Origin of the sequence: Mesorhizobium sp. CA4 (assembly GCF_020165075.1) — a bacterium.
Lineage (GTDB): Bacteria > Pseudomonadota > Alphaproteobacteria > Rhizobiales > Rhizobiaceae > Mesorhizobium.
In genome coordinates this window covers 120622-134806 of record NZ_JAIUHK010000003.1, presented here as the reverse complement: position 1 = coordinate 134806, position 14185 = coordinate 120622, and the positions used below count along the sequence as shown (strand labels likewise).

The window sequence follows — 14185 nt, the reverse complement described above, 5'->3', positions numbered from 1 at the left end:
ACGGCGGGCGATTTGCTCAAAAAGCCTTGCCGGTAGCCGGATCGAAGAGGCGAAGCGCGGCCGCATCAAAGACAAAAGCGCATGGCTGGCCCTTGGCGACGCGGGCCTGCGGCGGCAAGGTTGCCGTCAATTTCTGCGCGCCGACGCGGGCGGTGGTGACCTGTTCCGGTCCCGTCAGTTCAACGACGTCGATCTCGACCGGCAGCGACAATTCGGCGCCGCCGCCCGGCCCGAGGTGGAGCGCCTCGGGCCTGATGCCGGCGACAACTGAAGCGCCGTCGCGGGCGGTGTCGGCGTAGCGCGCGGGCAGCGCCAGCCGCGCATCCGTGCCGACGATCGCGAGCTTGCCGTCCTCGACAACCGCCTCCAGCATGTTCATCGAAGGCGCGCCGACGAAGCCCGCGACATAGAGCGTCGCGGGATGGTTGTAGATTTCTTCCGGCGTGCCCAGCTGTTCGATGCGGCCGTCGCGCATGACGGCGATCCGAGTCGCCAGCGTCATCGCCTCGATCTGGTCATGGGTGACGTAGACGACCGTAGTGCGCAGCATCTCGTGCAGGCGCTTCAGCTCAGTGCGCATTTCCAGGCGCAGCTTGGCGTCAAGATTGGAGAGCGGCTCGTCGAACAGGAAGACCTGCGGCTTGCGCACCAGCGCCCGGCCGATGGCGACCCGCTGGCGCTGACCGCCGGACAACTGGCCGGGCTTGCGGTCGAGCAGGTTCTCGATTTGCAGGAGCTTCGCCGTCTCGCGCACCGCCTTGTCGCGCTCGGCGGCGGGAACCTTGCGCATCTCCAGGCCGAAGCCGATGTTGCGGCTCACCGTCAGGTTCGGATAGAGCGCGTAGGACTGGAAGACCATGGCGATGTCGCGGTTCTTCGGATGCACGCCAAGCACCGACCGGCCGCCGATCAGCACGTCGCCGCTGGTTGCTTCGGCGAGACCGGCGATGATGTTGAGCAAGGTGGACTTGCCGCAGCCCGAGGAGCCGAGCAGCACCAGGAACTCGCCGTTTTCGAGTGCGATGTCGATGCCTTTCAGCGTCTCGACGCTGCCGTAGTTCTTGCGGACATCGCGGATTTCAAGCGCGCTCATGGGCGGCATCCTCGAATTGAATCGGCCCGCCATAGTCGCGGGGCAGGGTTGAGATGGCGCGCGAGGCCACTTGAATGGCGGCGGACAGGCACTTTTCCAGCGATCGCCCCTGCGCCAGCGCCGCCAGGAACGCGGCGTTGAAGACATCGCCGGCGCCGATTGTGTCGATGACGGTGACGCGGGGCGCGGCCGCTTCAATGAGTTTGCGGTCGGCGCCGATGGCGATCGCGCCGTCCGGTCCGCGCTTGACGACCACCGTCGCGCCGTCCCTCATACCGTCACGGATCTTTCGCGCCGCTTCCCCCGGGCTTGCCAGCCCGGCCAGTGTGGTCGTCTCGACCTCGTTGAAGAGCGCCAGTTCGCAGCGCGACAGCCAGCCGCGCGCAGCGGTGCAGTTCGCTTCCGTCCAGCCGTCGATCGGCCAGCCTGTGTCGAGCGCGACGGCGATGCGGTGCGCCTCGGCCCAGTCGAAAAAAGCGCCGTAATCGCGCGTCAGGTCGTCGGTGAGGAAAGAGCCGCAGAGCAGCGCATAGCCACCGGAAAGCCGATTGCCGTCCAGCGCGGAGAGCGCGTCGTCCAGGCTGAACCGGGGCAGGTGGCCGCGCGTGGTGAAGAAGGTGCGCTCGCCGTCCGGGTGGGTCATGCCGACCGACAATGTCGTGCCTTCGGGACGAACCGGCCATTTCTGCGCCCGGCGCCCGAAGGCTTCGCGCAGCCAGCGCCCGAACTGGTCGTCGCCGAGATTGGCTGCAATGTCGAAATCGATACCCAGCGCTTGCCACGCAAGCGCCGTATTGCCGGCCTGGCCACCGACCCGCAGGTCGTCATGATCGACGACGGTCTCCGTGCCGGCCTTCGGCCAGGGTGCGACCGGCCCGACGATCAGATCGACATTGACGTTGCCGATCACCGCAAGCGGCTGCATCACTCGCTCCTGGTGATCTTGGTGGTACGCACCGGCGTTCCGGCATTCTCGACGCGGGAATCGGCGAAGGCGATCATCAGGCGCTGCGCCACCGGCAGCATGGCAAAGACCGCCGCCAGGCCCGTGGCGGGTTTGAAGGCGAGTGTCACGGCGCCTGCGACTGGCGGTTTGCCGGAAGCGTCGAACACGATCAGCGGCGCACCGGTCTCGACAACGGACAAGGCCATCGCGGTGACAAGGTCGGCGGTCGGATCGTCGCCGCGGAAAAGAACGACGCCAATGCTTGGACCCAGCATCTCCATTGGCCCGTGGCGCAGCTGACCGCCTTCGAGCGAGAAACAAGGCAGGCGCGACAGTTCGGTGAAGCCGAGCGCAAGGGCTTCAGCCACGCCTTGAAGCTTGCGGCCGGAAGTGACGATGGTCGTGACCGTCCTCAGCGCCGCGAGCGCGGTATCGATCTCGACCGCCTGAGGCGCCTTGAGCACGGCAAGGGCGCCGGCGGGATCGTCGCCAAGCGCAGTCAGGATGGCGAGATGCAAGGCGAAGGTCACGGTCAGGCTGCGGGTCGCGGCAAAGGCGAGTTCGGTACCGCCGGCGCCGACAAGGCAAGGCACCGTACGGCCAAGGAACGAGCCGGCCTCCAGCGTCAGGCCGAAGGTCTCCGTGCGATCGCCGGTCTCGGCAAACCAGCGCAACACTTCGGCGCTTTCGCCGGATTGAGAGGTGACGATCACCGTCTTGCCGGCCAGCGGCAGGGGATGGCCGAGCTGCTCTGAAAGCGGCAGCGCGATGGCATCAATGCCGTGCGCGCGATAGAGCGGCTCGACCGCGCGGGCGACGGCGTGCGAGGCGCCCATGCCGAGCAGAACGACCCGGCCGGTCTTCCTGATCGAGGCGGCGACCTCGGTGGCGGCATCCGTGTTATTCTCGAAGGAAGCTAGTGCGTCTTGATGCTGGCGCGCCATCTCGCGGTCGATGGCGAGGAGGCCTGTCGGCCGTTCTTTCTTTGCAGTCATGATTATCCTTTCACTCCGCCGCTGGTCAGACCTGAGATCAGAGCGCGTTGCATGAAGAGGCCGATCAGCACGGGCGGCAAGGCCGCGAGCACGCCGGCAGTGGCAATCAGTCCGTAGTCGGAGACGCGGCCGCCGGCGAGATCGGCGATAGCGACCGTCAGCGTCTTTGCCCGCTGGTCCGAGGTGAAGAGCAGGGCATAGAAGAACTCATCCCAGGCAAGCAGCACCGCAAACAGCGCCGACGTCGCCACCACGGGCGCGGCCAGCGGCAAGGTGATGATGCGCCAGGTCTGGAGCAGTCCCGCTCCGTCGATCATGGCCGCTGCCTCGATCTCGCGCGGGATGGAATCGAAACCCGATTTCATCAGCCATGTGGTGAAGGGCGCGAGGATGGTCAGATAGATCAATGCCAGGCCGAAGACATTGTTGAGCAGGCCGAGATAGGACAGGCCCATGTAAAGCGGCACGGAGAGCGCCACCGGCGGCAGCATATAGGTGGCGATCACCATCGACAGCGACCAGCCGACCGAAGGCGTGCGCGAAACGGCCCAGCCGGCGGGCACGGCAAGGACAACAGCGGCGAGCGTCGCCATGCCGGCGACCTCCAGGCTGTTGCGCAGCGATGACGTGAAGGCGGCGCCGGCACTGTTCTCAGCCCTCGACAGAAGCTGCGCGTAACGGGAGAAGTCGGCCGCCTGCGGCCACCAGCGCAGCGGCTTGGCGGCGAGGTCGGCTGCCGGCGATATGCTCATGACGAAGAGCCAGGCGAGAGGCGCCAGGATCACGGCGCCAAGCAGGATGGCGCAGACATAGACGAAGGCGGTGAAGACCGGGCTCTTGCGTTCCATCAGGCCGCACTCCCGGCGGTCTTCTTGACCAGCGTCGCGTAAGCGACGGCCAACACGGTGACGAGCAGGGTGACGATCAGCGCCAGCGAGGCGCCGGAGCCGGCGCGCTGGAAGGAGAAGGCTTCCTGGTAGACAAGGATCGACAGCGAGCGCGTGCTGTTGGCGGGGCCGCCGCGTGTCATCACCCAGATGATGTCGAAGACCTTGAACGCCTCGATGGTGCGCAGCACCAGCGCCACCATCAGTGGGCCTGCAAGATAGGGGAGGATGACGAAGCGGAAGCGGTTGAACGGCCCGGCGCCGTCGACAAGCGCCGCGGCGGTGATGTCGCGCGGCACGGCCTGCAGGGCGGCGAGCGCGATCAGCGCAACGAGCGGAAAATTCTTCCAGCAGTCGGCGACGATCAGCGCCGCGAGCGCCGTGCCCGGCTCACCCAGCCAGGAGCGATAGTCATCAATGAGATGGAGTTGCGTCAGCGCCGCGTTCAGCGCGCCATATTCGGGATTGTAGATCAGCCGCCAGAGCGTTGCGTTGACGACGGTGGGCAGGGCCCAGGGCAGGATCATCAGCCCGCGCAAGACGGCGCGGCCACGGAATTCCTGATTGAGCAGGAGGGCCGCAAGCACGCCGAGCACCATCTCGGCGGCCACCGAGATGACGGCGAACCAGGTGGTGGTCGAGAGCGTGCGTGTGAAATTCGAGCTCGTCAGCATCTTGGTGTAATTGTCGAAGCCGACGAAGTTGCCCGCCGTGCCGACCAGTTGAGCGTCGGTGAAGGAAAGCCTGACGGTATCGACCAACGGCCAGCCGATGACGGCCACCATGATCACCAGAAGCGGCAGCATCAACAGCCACGCGCGAGTCGTCATCCAGGTGCCCGACATCAGAGGCGCCTCTCTCCTGTCATCCGGTCAGAAATAGCACGGGCGGCGCTCGTTGATGGGGGGCCGCCCGCGTCGAGGAACGCCAGATCAGAGGCCGCTGTTTTCGGCGGCGGTCTTGAGCGCGTCTTCCGGCGTCGCCTGGCCGAGCAGTGATTCCTGGATCGCCTGCTGCAGCGCCGTCGACAGTTGCTGGTATTTCGGCGTGGTCGGGCGCGGATACATCGCGGCGAGACCGAGCTTGGCGGCGGCAATCAGCTCTTCCTGGCCCTTGGTGACGGCCGGATCGTCATAGGACGAGGCCCAGATCGGCAGCGAGAGCTTGGCATACTTGTTCTGGGTCGCCTGCGAGGTCATGAACTCGATGTATTTCCACGCTTCGTCCTGATGCTTCGACACCGCCGTGATGCCGAGGCCCATCGAGCCGTTGACGGCCGAGACCTCGCTGGTGCCGGCAACGCCCGGCGCCGGCTCGACGCCGACTTTGCCGGCAACCTTGGAGTCCTTCGGATCGTTGGCCATGTTGTACATGTAGGTCCAGTTCAGCGCGAAAGCGGCATCGCCGTTCTCGAAGACCTTGCGGACGTCTTCCTCGAGGAATTCCTTGGAATTCGGATTGGTCAGGCCCGATTTGTAGCTGTCGACCATGTATTTCAGCGCCGAGAGGCCGCCGCCATTCTGGAAGTCGGGCTTGCCGTCCTTGAGGAAGTCGCCGCCATAGGCGCTGACCAGTGTGGTGTAGTCGCAGATTGCGGCTTCGGCCTGTGCCCAGCTCCAGGCGATAGGCGTCTTCAGCAAGCCTTTGTCCTGGATGATTTTGGCCTGCTGGCCGAGCTCTTCCCAGGTCTTCGGCGGCGCCTTGATGCCGGCCTTTTCCAGGATCTCCTTATTGTAGAACAGGTATTTGGTGTCGAGGATCCACGGCATGCCGTAATACTTGCCGTCATACTGGACGGTGGTCCAGGCGCCGGGCAGCACACCCTTTTTCATGTCGTCGGTGATCTTCGACGATACGTCGACCAGCACCTTGTTTGTCGCGTATTCGGCAGGCCAGATGACGTCGAACAGCACCACGTCATAGCCACCGCCGGATCCTTGGGCGAGCACCGTCTTGTCGTGCAGGCCTTCATAAGGGACGAATTCGAGATTGACCTTGATATCCGGATTGGCCTTGGTGAAGGCCTCCGTCATCGAGCGCACGTCGGCCTCGCTATAGGCGGCCTGCGCCATGAAGAGCGCGTTCAGGGTGGTTTCGGCGAAGGCGTGCGGGATGAACAGTCCGCCGACGAACACCGCGCCCAGAAGTGTCTTACCGATCGATTTCAGCATTTGTCTTCTCCCATTTTCGACAGCTGCGAGTGGGGCGGCCAAGACCATGCCGCTTCCTCGAATTCGCGTTGCGTATGACCGGATCCGTCCTCCACGGCGTGCAGCGGAGCTCGAAAGCCTTGCTGCTTTTTTTGTGGAACCGTGCGGGTCGCACTATTAAGTCAATTCGCTTGACTTAATTAGTCGATCAATCCTTTAATGGAGTCAAGAGGGGAAACGACGGTGCACGACATTAGCCCGATCCGCGCCAAGAGCGGCACCAACCAGGAGGGTACCAGCGCGCATAACCGCCGCGTTATGATCGAGGCGCTGCGGCTCAACGGCGCGCTTTCGCGCGCGGACCTTGCGCGGGCGACGCAGCTTACCAAGCAGGCGGTTTCCAACATCATCGAGGATCTCGAGCGGGACGGTCTGGTCGTGGCTCTGGATGCGGTGCGCAAGGGCAGGGGACAACCCTTCACGCCCTACCGGCTGGTTTCCGAAGGGGCTTTCGCCATTGGGTTGCAGATCGACCGGCATTTGACACGCGTGGTGGTGGTCGATCTCGTCGGCAAGGTGATCGCTCGCGCCGAGGCGGGGCTGCCGTTCGACGAGCCGTCAGAGGGCGTGGAAATAATCCTCGGCTTGGTCGACCGTGTCAGAGGCGAGCTGGCCAGGATGTTCTCCCAATCCGAACGAAGGCTGGTCGGGCTTGGCGTCGCCATGCCAGGGCCGTTCGGGCTCAAGAACTCCGACAACAAATGGATGATGCCGGCCTGGCAGCAATTTCCGCTGCTGGAGGCGCTTGCGGCCGGTACGGGGCTCGATGTCGGCCTGCAGAACGATGCGGCGGCCTGCGCGACGGCGGAGCGGATCGTCGGCGCAGCGCATGGCGTCGATCACGCCGTCTGCCTTTATGTCGGTTACGGCATAGCCGCCGGGCTGATCCTCAACGGTGAACTCTACAGCGGCGGCAACGGCAATGCGGGCGAGGTCGGCATGGCCCTGCTTTCGCCAAGCGGCCCTGGCTCGGCGCCATTGGAACACCGCGCCTCACTCGCCTCGCTCTACCAGCATCTCGGCCTCGACCCCACCGAAAAGGGGCTTTACGAGACGCTCGGCGCGCTGGGGCTCGCGCAAGACCCGCGGGTCATGGGCTGGGTCGAAATAGCCGCGTCCGACCTGCGCTGGAGCGTGCATCTGATCGAAACGATCTTCGACCCGCAAACCGTCATCCTCACCAGCAGCGCGCCCGAGGCGCTGGCCCGGTTGCTGCTTCAGGCCATGCACCCGCTGCTGCCGTCGATCGCGGACCGGCCTGTCCGGCGGCTGCCGCGGCTGCAGCTCGGCACCACCGATCCATGGGCGATCGCGGTAGGTGCCGCGGCGGAGCCGATCAGCCGGGCCTTCGATCCGCGCTTTTCCGCTATCCTGAAGGCCGGATAGAAAGCCGAAGGCGGTCAGTCCGTCGCTTGTTTCGCGGTGGTGGCGAAAGCCGCGTCGACGACGGCGAGCTTGGACGCCTGGACGGCCATGTATTCGTCGAAGAATTGCCGCGAAACCCACATCACGGAATGGCCGCGCTGGCCGACCCAACCGATGCTGCCGAGCGCCTCGGCATCATGGAGTTTGCGCGCCAGATGCGTACGTGAGAGTTTCAGCCAGTGCGCGAATTCACTGACCGAAATGACGCTGGTCGGTATCCTGTCGAGATGGACGTCTTCCGGATCGACGCCGGACATCAGCCAATCCATGACGATGCCGCCGTTGTTCAGCCAGATAAATAACGAGAAGGTCGGTCCGGGCTCCCGCACGCCGTCGCTGGTGAGCAACCCGTCGGCGATCAGCGGCTGCAGGGTGGGCAGCATTTCGGGCCGGTCGAGGAAGGCTGCCAGCCGGGTTCCGCCATCTATGTGGTCGAGTGTTCTCAGATGCGCGTAGATCCAGCCGGTGAAGGTCTCGATAGTGCCCGCCGTGGCCCGCATTGGGTGTGTGCGGCCGTCGCCGCTGGCCGAGATATATTCGGCGATGTTGTAATGCAGCATCTCCTTGACGAAAGCCTCGGCGGTGTTGCGGCTGGCCACCGAATTGCGGCGCACGACCTCGATGAAACGCGCCATCGTCATTTCGGTGCGGCGGTCATTGGGGTCGCGCCGGAAATGCAGGGCAAGGCCGACATGGCCGAGCAGCCAGCGCTGCTGGGTGGCAAACACGGCCGCCAGCCGCGGGCTCGTTTCGTAGATATGGATGAGCGCCTTGGCCTGGTCCTGGACACCGCGAAGCGTTGCCGGATGACGGACGATTTCTGCGGCACTCAGCGGCATTTCCTGCGGTACTCCATGCGATTCCAAGCAACGACGAATGAAGATTCCCAATCTTGACCGCTCGTGTCCAGTTGCCCATTGGAACAACGAACGATTAGGCGGTGAATTGCTAACTCTTTGCATAGGTTCGGGAAACCCGTCCCATATCGATGTGCCCGCCAGACAGGTTCTGCTTCAGGCAGCCGGCATGGTTTTGGGCTTCACGACGACACGCAGGTACAAGGTCGGCAAGCCTGGCAATGCCCCGTCGACGGTTTCGGCATTACGACGCTCGAGTTGGGATGATCGCGGGCCCAGGCACGGTGAGATCATTGTTTTGCCTGGCTGGTCCATGCGACATGGCCTAATGACGTGATTGCCTTTGCCGAACTGCGTTGCGTGGAGCTTATCGAATGGCTGGCAGGACTGTCCTGATCGCCGGCGGCGCCGGGGGAATGGGTCTCGCGACCGGATTGCGTTTCGCCGCTGACGGCGAGCGGATCGCGCTCGCCGATCTTGCCGGCCCCAAGCTCGACGCCGCCGTTGCGACGATTGCCGCGACCGGGGCGGACGCGATCGGTTTGCCGCTCGATATCCGCTCCGTCGCCGCCTGCCGCGACGTGGTGGGCAAGGCCAGGGAGTGGGGCGGCGCGATCGACATCCTCGTCAACGCCGCCGGCGTCTGGCTCGAAGGACCGGCGAGCGAGGTCGCAGAAGAGCAGTGGGACCTGGTGCTCGACGTCAATCTCAAGGGAGCCTTCTTTCTGATCTCGGCGGCCATCTCGCATCTGTCGGCGGCGCAAGGCGTGATCGTCAACATTGCCTCCGACGCCGGCATCGTCGGCAACAACGGGGCGGCCGTTTATTGCGCCTCGAAGGGCGGGCTGGTGCTCTTGACCAAGGCTCTTGCCCTGGAACTCGCATCGCAGGGCATCAGGGTCAACGCCGTCTGTCCCGGCGACACGGCAACGCCGATGATCGAATATCAGGCCAAGACTTATGGCGGAGACGACCCCGACGGCTACAAGCGCCGGCTTCTCGGGCATTATCCTCAGGGCGACAAAGCAAGGTTCATCCGGGTGGAGGAGATCGCTTCCTTCATCCACTATCTTTGCCAGCCGGGCGCGGCGCCGATCACCGGAGCCGCGCTTTCGATCGATTTCGGCGTCAGCGCCGGTTATTGAACCGGGCCCTAGTCGGTTTCATTGCGGGTATGACGGACCGCGCCGGCATGCCGGCATTCTAACCGTGGAGAGGAAATGATCGTGTTTGGCAAATCCCGCAAGGCGCTGGTGACCGGCGCGGGCGCCGCCGACGGCATCGGAATCGCGACCGCGCGGGCGCTGGGCGAGGCCGGTCTTTCTGTCGTCATCACCGCTTCGTCCGCACGCGTCGAGCAGCGCGCGGAGGAACTGCGGGCGGAAGGGCTCGATATAAGCGCTTTGATGGCCGACCTGACGCTCTCCGGTGATGTCGAGCGTTTACGCTCCGAGGCCGGCGAAATCGACATCCTCGTCAACAATGCCGGGATGGGCACAATTGCCCAGCCGGCATTGCAGCGGCGGTTTCTCGACCTCAGCGAAAGCGACTGGGACCGCGGCATCGACGTCAGCCTGAAAACCGCCTTTTTGAGCACGCGCGGATTTCTGGCCGGCATGGTGCAGCGCGGCCATGGGCGCGTCGTCAACATGGCTTCGGTGACGGGACCTTACGTGTCCAATGAAGGCGAGGCCGCCTATTCGGCAGCCAAGGCAGGCATGATCGGGCTGACGCACGCGCTCGCCCTGGAGGTCGGCCGCAGCGGCGTCACGGTCAACGCCGTGGCGCCCGGGTGGATCGCAACGGGCGCTTCGACGCCGGAGGAGCTCGTCGCTGCCCGAAACACGCCGCTCGGCCGCGCCGGCAGCCCCGCGGAAGTCGCGGCCGCCGTGCTGTTCCTGGCATCCGACGCGGCGAGCTATGTCAACGGCGCCGTTCTGGTCGTGGACGGCGGCAATATCCTGCAGGAACGCAAAGGATGAGAGCGGGGATGCGCGACCAATAGTCAGGAGCAGCTCTGTCGACTATACAGGCGTTTTTTCAGCCTGATCATTGTTCCGTGACTCCTGCCGCCTGCCTGCAAGCCACAATCGAACTTATGTACGAAGTGGACAGCATTGCGCGTCCCGCGGATGCTGTCGTCTCGGCTTGGTTTCGAGCCCGGCGCTATATCCACGACAAGGACCGTGGTCAGATTTTGGAGTTGCTCTATGCGCTTCTGAGGCACCATGCACGGCTTGGCTGGTGGCTGGCCAAGCATGGGCGCGAGGACATGCCCCGCAACCGGCTGCTTGCATGGCTGACGCTGAAGGAAGGCAAGGCCCTCGATCAGATCAAACGCTTGTTCAATGGCGCGAAATTCGCGCCTGCCAGCCTGATGGACCACGAGCACGCGCTGCTGGTCAAATTGCAGGGATGCACAATCGACCATCCCGGCATGCCGGAAGAGGTCAAGCTTGAATGCCCGTCCTGGGCGGCCGATCCCCTGCGGCGCCGTTTCAAGGAAGCGTTTGGAAACGAGATGGCCGCACTTCTGACGTCGGCGCCGCTTGACCTGCGCGTCAATCCGATCAAGTCGACGCGCGAGGCCATGCTTGGCGCCTTGAAGGATCTTGGCTTGCGGGCGGAGGCGTCGGCCATGGCTCCGTATGGCATTCGTGTGAATGAACGCCCCTCGCTGACGAGCCTGCCGATGCTGAAAACAGGCGAGGTCGAGATTCAGGACGAGGGCTCGCAGCTTGTCGCTCTGCTGGTCGATGCCCGGCCGGGTGAGCGCGTGGTCGATTTCTGCGCCGGAGCTGGCGGCAAGACCCTGGCCATCGCCGCGCAGATGAACAACAAGGGCCACGTTGTCGCCTGCGACGTCATGGACGGCCGCTTGAAGCGCAGTGCCGAGCGCTTCCGGCGGGCAGGACTGCACAACATCGAGACCAGGCTTCTAGCCAGCGAGACGGATCGGTGGATCAAGCGCCACAAGGGCGGTTTCGATCGCGTGCTGGTGGACGCGCCATGCAGCGGCACCGGCACATGGCGGCGCAATCCCGACGCGCGCTGGCGCGCGCCGGAGGAACAGGGTCTGGACAATCTCGTGTCGTTGCAAGCCCGGATTCTGGCGAGTGCGGCGCGTCTGGTGAAGCCCGGCGGACGGCTGGTCTACGCGACATGCTCCCTAATGCCCGCGGAGAATGAGGAGCAGGTGGCCGCTTTCCTGGCGAGGCATCCCGCCTTTCGTGCCGTGCCGCTGCGCGAGGCCGCGCCGCAGCTGACGAATTCAGCCCATTCGGACTACCTGTCGCTGACGCCCGCCCGCAATGATACCGACGGCTTCTTCACCGCCGTCATGCAGCGTGAGGCTTCGCCTCCTCCAAACGCGTGCGACAAAGCACAATAGAGGAGACCGCCCGTCCTCGCAGGCGGCTCACTTCTTTGGCAAGGGCACGCCCTTGGTGGTGAATTTCTGTCCTCTGCCGAGGGGACGCAAAGGGCGCTTCGTGCCGGCAGCCTTGCCCGTTCCGGGCGGCTGGTGGGCGGGCACGAGCTGGTCGGGGCGGGGACCGATAAGGTCGGCGCGCCCCATCTCCTTCAAGGCATCGCGCAGCAAGGGCCAATTGTCAGGGTCATGGTAGCGAAGGAATGCCTTGTGCAATCGGCGCTGCCGCCCGCCGCGAACGGTCTCGACCTTGTCGGTCGCGCCGCGCCGGACGCCCTTCAGCGTGTTGACGCCGGTATGGTACATGGCCGTCGCCGTGGCCATAGGCGAAGGCAGGAAGGTCTGCACCTGGTCGGCTCGGTAGCGGTTCTTCTTTAGCCAGAGCGCCAGATTCATCATGTCCTCGTCGGTCGTGCCGGGATGGGCGGCGATGAAATACGGAATGAGATAGTATTTCTTGCCGGCCTCCTTGGCCGCGGCGTCGAACATCTCCTTGAAGCGGTCGTAGGTTCCGATGCCGGGCTTCATCATCTTGTCGAGCGGCCCGCGCTCGGTGTGCTCGGGCGCGATCTTGAGGTAGCCGCCGACGTGGTGGGTCACCAATTCCTTGACATATTCGGGACTCTTGACGGCCAGGTCGTAACGCACGCCGGAGGCGACCATCACCTTCTTGACGCCCTTGACCTCGCGGACCTTGCGGTAGAGCCGGATCAGGTCGTCATGCGAGGTGTTGAGGTTGGGGCAGATGTCGGGAAATACACAGGACGGCAGACGGCAGGCCGCCTCGATCTTGGGGTCCTTGCATGCCATCCGGTACATATTGGCGGTCGGCCCGCCAATATCGGAGATCACGCCGGTAAAGCCCGGGGTCTGGTCGCGGATCTTCTCGATCTCGCGCAGGATCGAGCCCTCGGAGCGGTTCTGGATGATGCGGCCTTCGTGCTCGGTGATCGAGCAGAAAGTGCAGCCGCCGAAGCAGCCGCGCATGACCGTCACCGAGAACTTGATCATGTCCCAGGCGGGGATCTTGGCATTGCCATAGGACGGGTGCGGGGCGCGCGCGTAGGGCAGGTCGTAGACGGCGTCCATCTCTTCGGAGGTCAGCGGGATGGGCGGCGGATTGAGCCACAGGTCGCGGTCGCCATGGCGCTGGACGAGCGGGCGGGCATTGCCGGGGTTGGCCTCGCGATGCAGCACGCGCGAGGCGCGGGCATAGGCATCGCGATCGTCCTCGACTTGTTCGAAGGATGGCAGCCGGATCACGATGTCGCCGGGTTTGCGGCTCGCGCCCTCGTCGGCGGAATCGAGATCGTCGGCATTGAGTTCCGTGAAGTGCTCGGGCACGCGGCGGAACAGGGCGACGCCCCTGATGGAGTCGAGCTGGCGCGGCGTTTCGCCGGCGGCAAGCCGGTTCGCCACCTCGACGACGGCGCGCTCGGCATTGCCGTAGATCAAAAGATCGGCCTTGGCATCGGCCAGGATCGAGCGGCGCACCTTGTCGGACCAGTAGTCGTAATGGGAGATGCGACGCAGCGAGGCTTCGATGCCGCCCAGCACCACCGGCACGTCCTTATAGGCCTCACGGCAGCGCTGCGTATAGACGATCGTGCAGCGGTCCGGCCGCTTACCGCCCTCACCACCCGCCGTATAGGCGTCGTCATGGCGGAGCTTGCGGTCCGAGGTATAGCGGTTGACCATGGAATCGAGGTTGCCCCCGGTGACGCCGAAGAACAGCCTCGGCCTGCCCAGCGCCTTGAACGGCTCTGCCGACTGCCAGTCGGGCTGCGAGATGATGCCGACCCGGAAGCCCTGGGATTCGAGCAGACGGCCGATGATCGCCATGCCGAAGCTCGGATGATCCACATAGGCGTCGCCTGTGACAAGCACGATGTCGCATTCATCCCAGCCGAGCGCCGTCATCTCGGCGCGGCTCATCGGCAGGAACGGCGCCGCCGATCCCGCATGAGGCTTGCCGCCGGACAGAGGAACTACATTTTTCTGGGCGCTTGCTATGGTTTCCATGGCCGACGTATAAGCCGCCGCCAAAGCGAATTCAATTAAGCTCGATTTTGGTCCCGGAAGGGATGCATTGTGACGTGTCAGGGCACAACGCCTAGGGGCGTCCATGACTTCATTGAATTTTGGATGCCCTCAAGGGGCTGGTAGCGGGGGAGGGACTTGAACCCCCGACCCCAGGATTATGATTCCCGTGCTCTAACCAACTGAGCTACCCCGCCAGGGTGGCAAATGGCCCGGAAAACCGTCCTTGATGGACAGGCATCTCGAGGCGTTTCGCCGAGGTCGCGCGGATATAAGGTTGCGAGGGTGAGCCTGTCAAGCTT

The 14185-nt window shown here is 64.4% G+C and carries 12 protein-coding genes and 1 tRNA gene; 4 read left to right on the top strand and 9 right to left on the bottom strand.

What is annotated here, in order from left to right; all coding sequences use genetic code 11:
* Positions 1 to 16: 16 nt before the first annotated feature.
* From LB528_RS03675 to LB528_RS03650, 6 genes are all read right to left on the bottom strand, one after another.
* Entirely contained in the window at positions 17 to 1093 is a 1077-nt protein-coding gene (locus LB528_RS03675; protein WP_224713874.1) for an ABC transporter ATP-binding protein, read from the bottom strand.
* Positions 1080 to 2018, bottom strand: coding sequence for a PfkB family carbohydrate kinase (locus tag LB528_RS03670; RefSeq protein ID WP_224713873.1), 939 nt, complete (start codon positions 2016 to 2018; stop codon positions 1080 to 1082). The genes LB528_RS03675 and LB528_RS03670 overlap by 14 nt, the downstream gene beginning before the upstream one ends.
* Positions 2018 to 3034 carry an SIS domain-containing protein gene (locus tag LB528_RS03665; protein ID WP_224713872.1) on the bottom strand — a complete coding sequence of 339 codons (1017 nt, stop codon included), beginning with the start codon at positions 3032 to 3034 and terminating at the stop codon, positions 2018 to 2020. Before LB528_RS03665 ends, LB528_RS03670 begins: the two co-directional genes overlap by 1 nt.
* A gap of 2 nt (positions 3035 to 3036) precedes the next feature.
* Positions 3037 to 3882 (bottom strand): carbohydrate ABC transporter permease, encoded by an 846-nt coding sequence (locus tag LB528_RS03660; RefSeq protein ID WP_224514384.1) that lies wholly within the window; start codon positions 3880 to 3882, stop codon positions 3037 to 3039.
* Entirely contained in the window at positions 3882 to 4766 is an 885-nt protein-coding gene (locus tag LB528_RS03655; protein WP_224713871.1) for a carbohydrate ABC transporter permease, read from the bottom strand. The genes LB528_RS03660 and LB528_RS03655 overlap by 1 nt, the downstream gene beginning before the upstream one ends.
* A gap of 87 nt (positions 4767 to 4853) precedes the next feature.
* Positions 4854 to 6092 carry an extracellular solute-binding protein gene (locus tag LB528_RS03650; RefSeq protein ID WP_224514382.1) on the bottom strand — a complete coding sequence of 413 codons (1239 nt, stop codon included), beginning with the start codon at positions 6090 to 6092 and terminating at the stop codon, positions 4854 to 4856.
* 222 nt (positions 6093 to 6314) lie between these two features.
* Here LB528_RS03650 and LB528_RS03645 point away from each other — a divergent pair, with 222 nt between their 5' ends.
* The gene (locus LB528_RS03645) at positions 6315 to 7517 is read left to right on the top strand and encodes an ROK family protein (protein ID WP_224713870.1); all 1203 of its coding nucleotides are present in this window, start codon (positions 6315 to 6317) and stop codon (positions 7515 to 7517) included.
* 14 nt (positions 7518 to 7531) lie between these two features.
* Here LB528_RS03645 and LB528_RS03640 read toward each other — a convergent pair whose 3' ends face one another.
* On the bottom strand, positions 7532 to 8395 hold the full coding sequence (locus LB528_RS03640) for a hypothetical protein (protein WP_224713869.1): 864 nt from the start codon (positions 8393 to 8395) through the stop codon (positions 7532 to 7534).
* Between the two features lie 392 nt (positions 8396 to 8787).
* Between LB528_RS03640 and LB528_RS03635 the strand changes: the two genes are divergently transcribed.
* The 3 genes from LB528_RS03635 (at position 8788) to LB528_RS03625 (ending at position 11804) form a co-directional block, all read left to right on the top strand.
* Positions 8788 to 9558, top strand: coding sequence for an SDR family NAD(P)-dependent oxidoreductase (locus tag LB528_RS03635; RefSeq protein WP_224713868.1), 771 nt, complete (start codon positions 8788 to 8790; stop codon positions 9556 to 9558).
* Positions 9559 to 9639: 81 nt separating this feature from the next.
* Positions 9640 to 10395: an SDR family NAD(P)-dependent oxidoreductase gene (locus LB528_RS03630; RefSeq protein WP_224713867.1), complete on the top strand. Its 756-nt coding sequence runs from the start codon at positions 9640 to 9642 to the stop codon at positions 10393 to 10395.
* 215 nt (positions 10396 to 10610) lie between these two features.
* The gene (locus LB528_RS03625) at positions 10611 to 11804 is read left to right on the top strand and encodes an RsmB/NOP family class I SAM-dependent RNA methyltransferase (protein WP_224713866.1); all 1194 of its coding nucleotides are present in this window, start codon (positions 10611 to 10613) and stop codon (positions 11802 to 11804) included.
* Positions 11805 to 11831: 27 nt separating this feature from the next.
* Here LB528_RS03625 and LB528_RS03620 read toward each other — a convergent pair whose 3' ends face one another.
* Both LB528_RS03620 and LB528_RS03615 read right to left on the bottom strand, forming a co-directional pair.
* Complete coding sequence (locus LB528_RS03620; RefSeq protein ID WP_224713865.1) at positions 11832 to 13865, bottom strand: YgiQ family radical SAM protein; 2034 nt, start codon at positions 13863 to 13865, stop codon at positions 11832 to 11834.
* A gap of 138 nt (positions 13866 to 14003) precedes the next feature.
* Positions 14004 to 14080: transfer RNA gene (locus tag LB528_RS03615), tRNA-Met, on the bottom strand.
* Between the last annotated feature and the right edge of the window lie 105 nt (positions 14081 to 14185).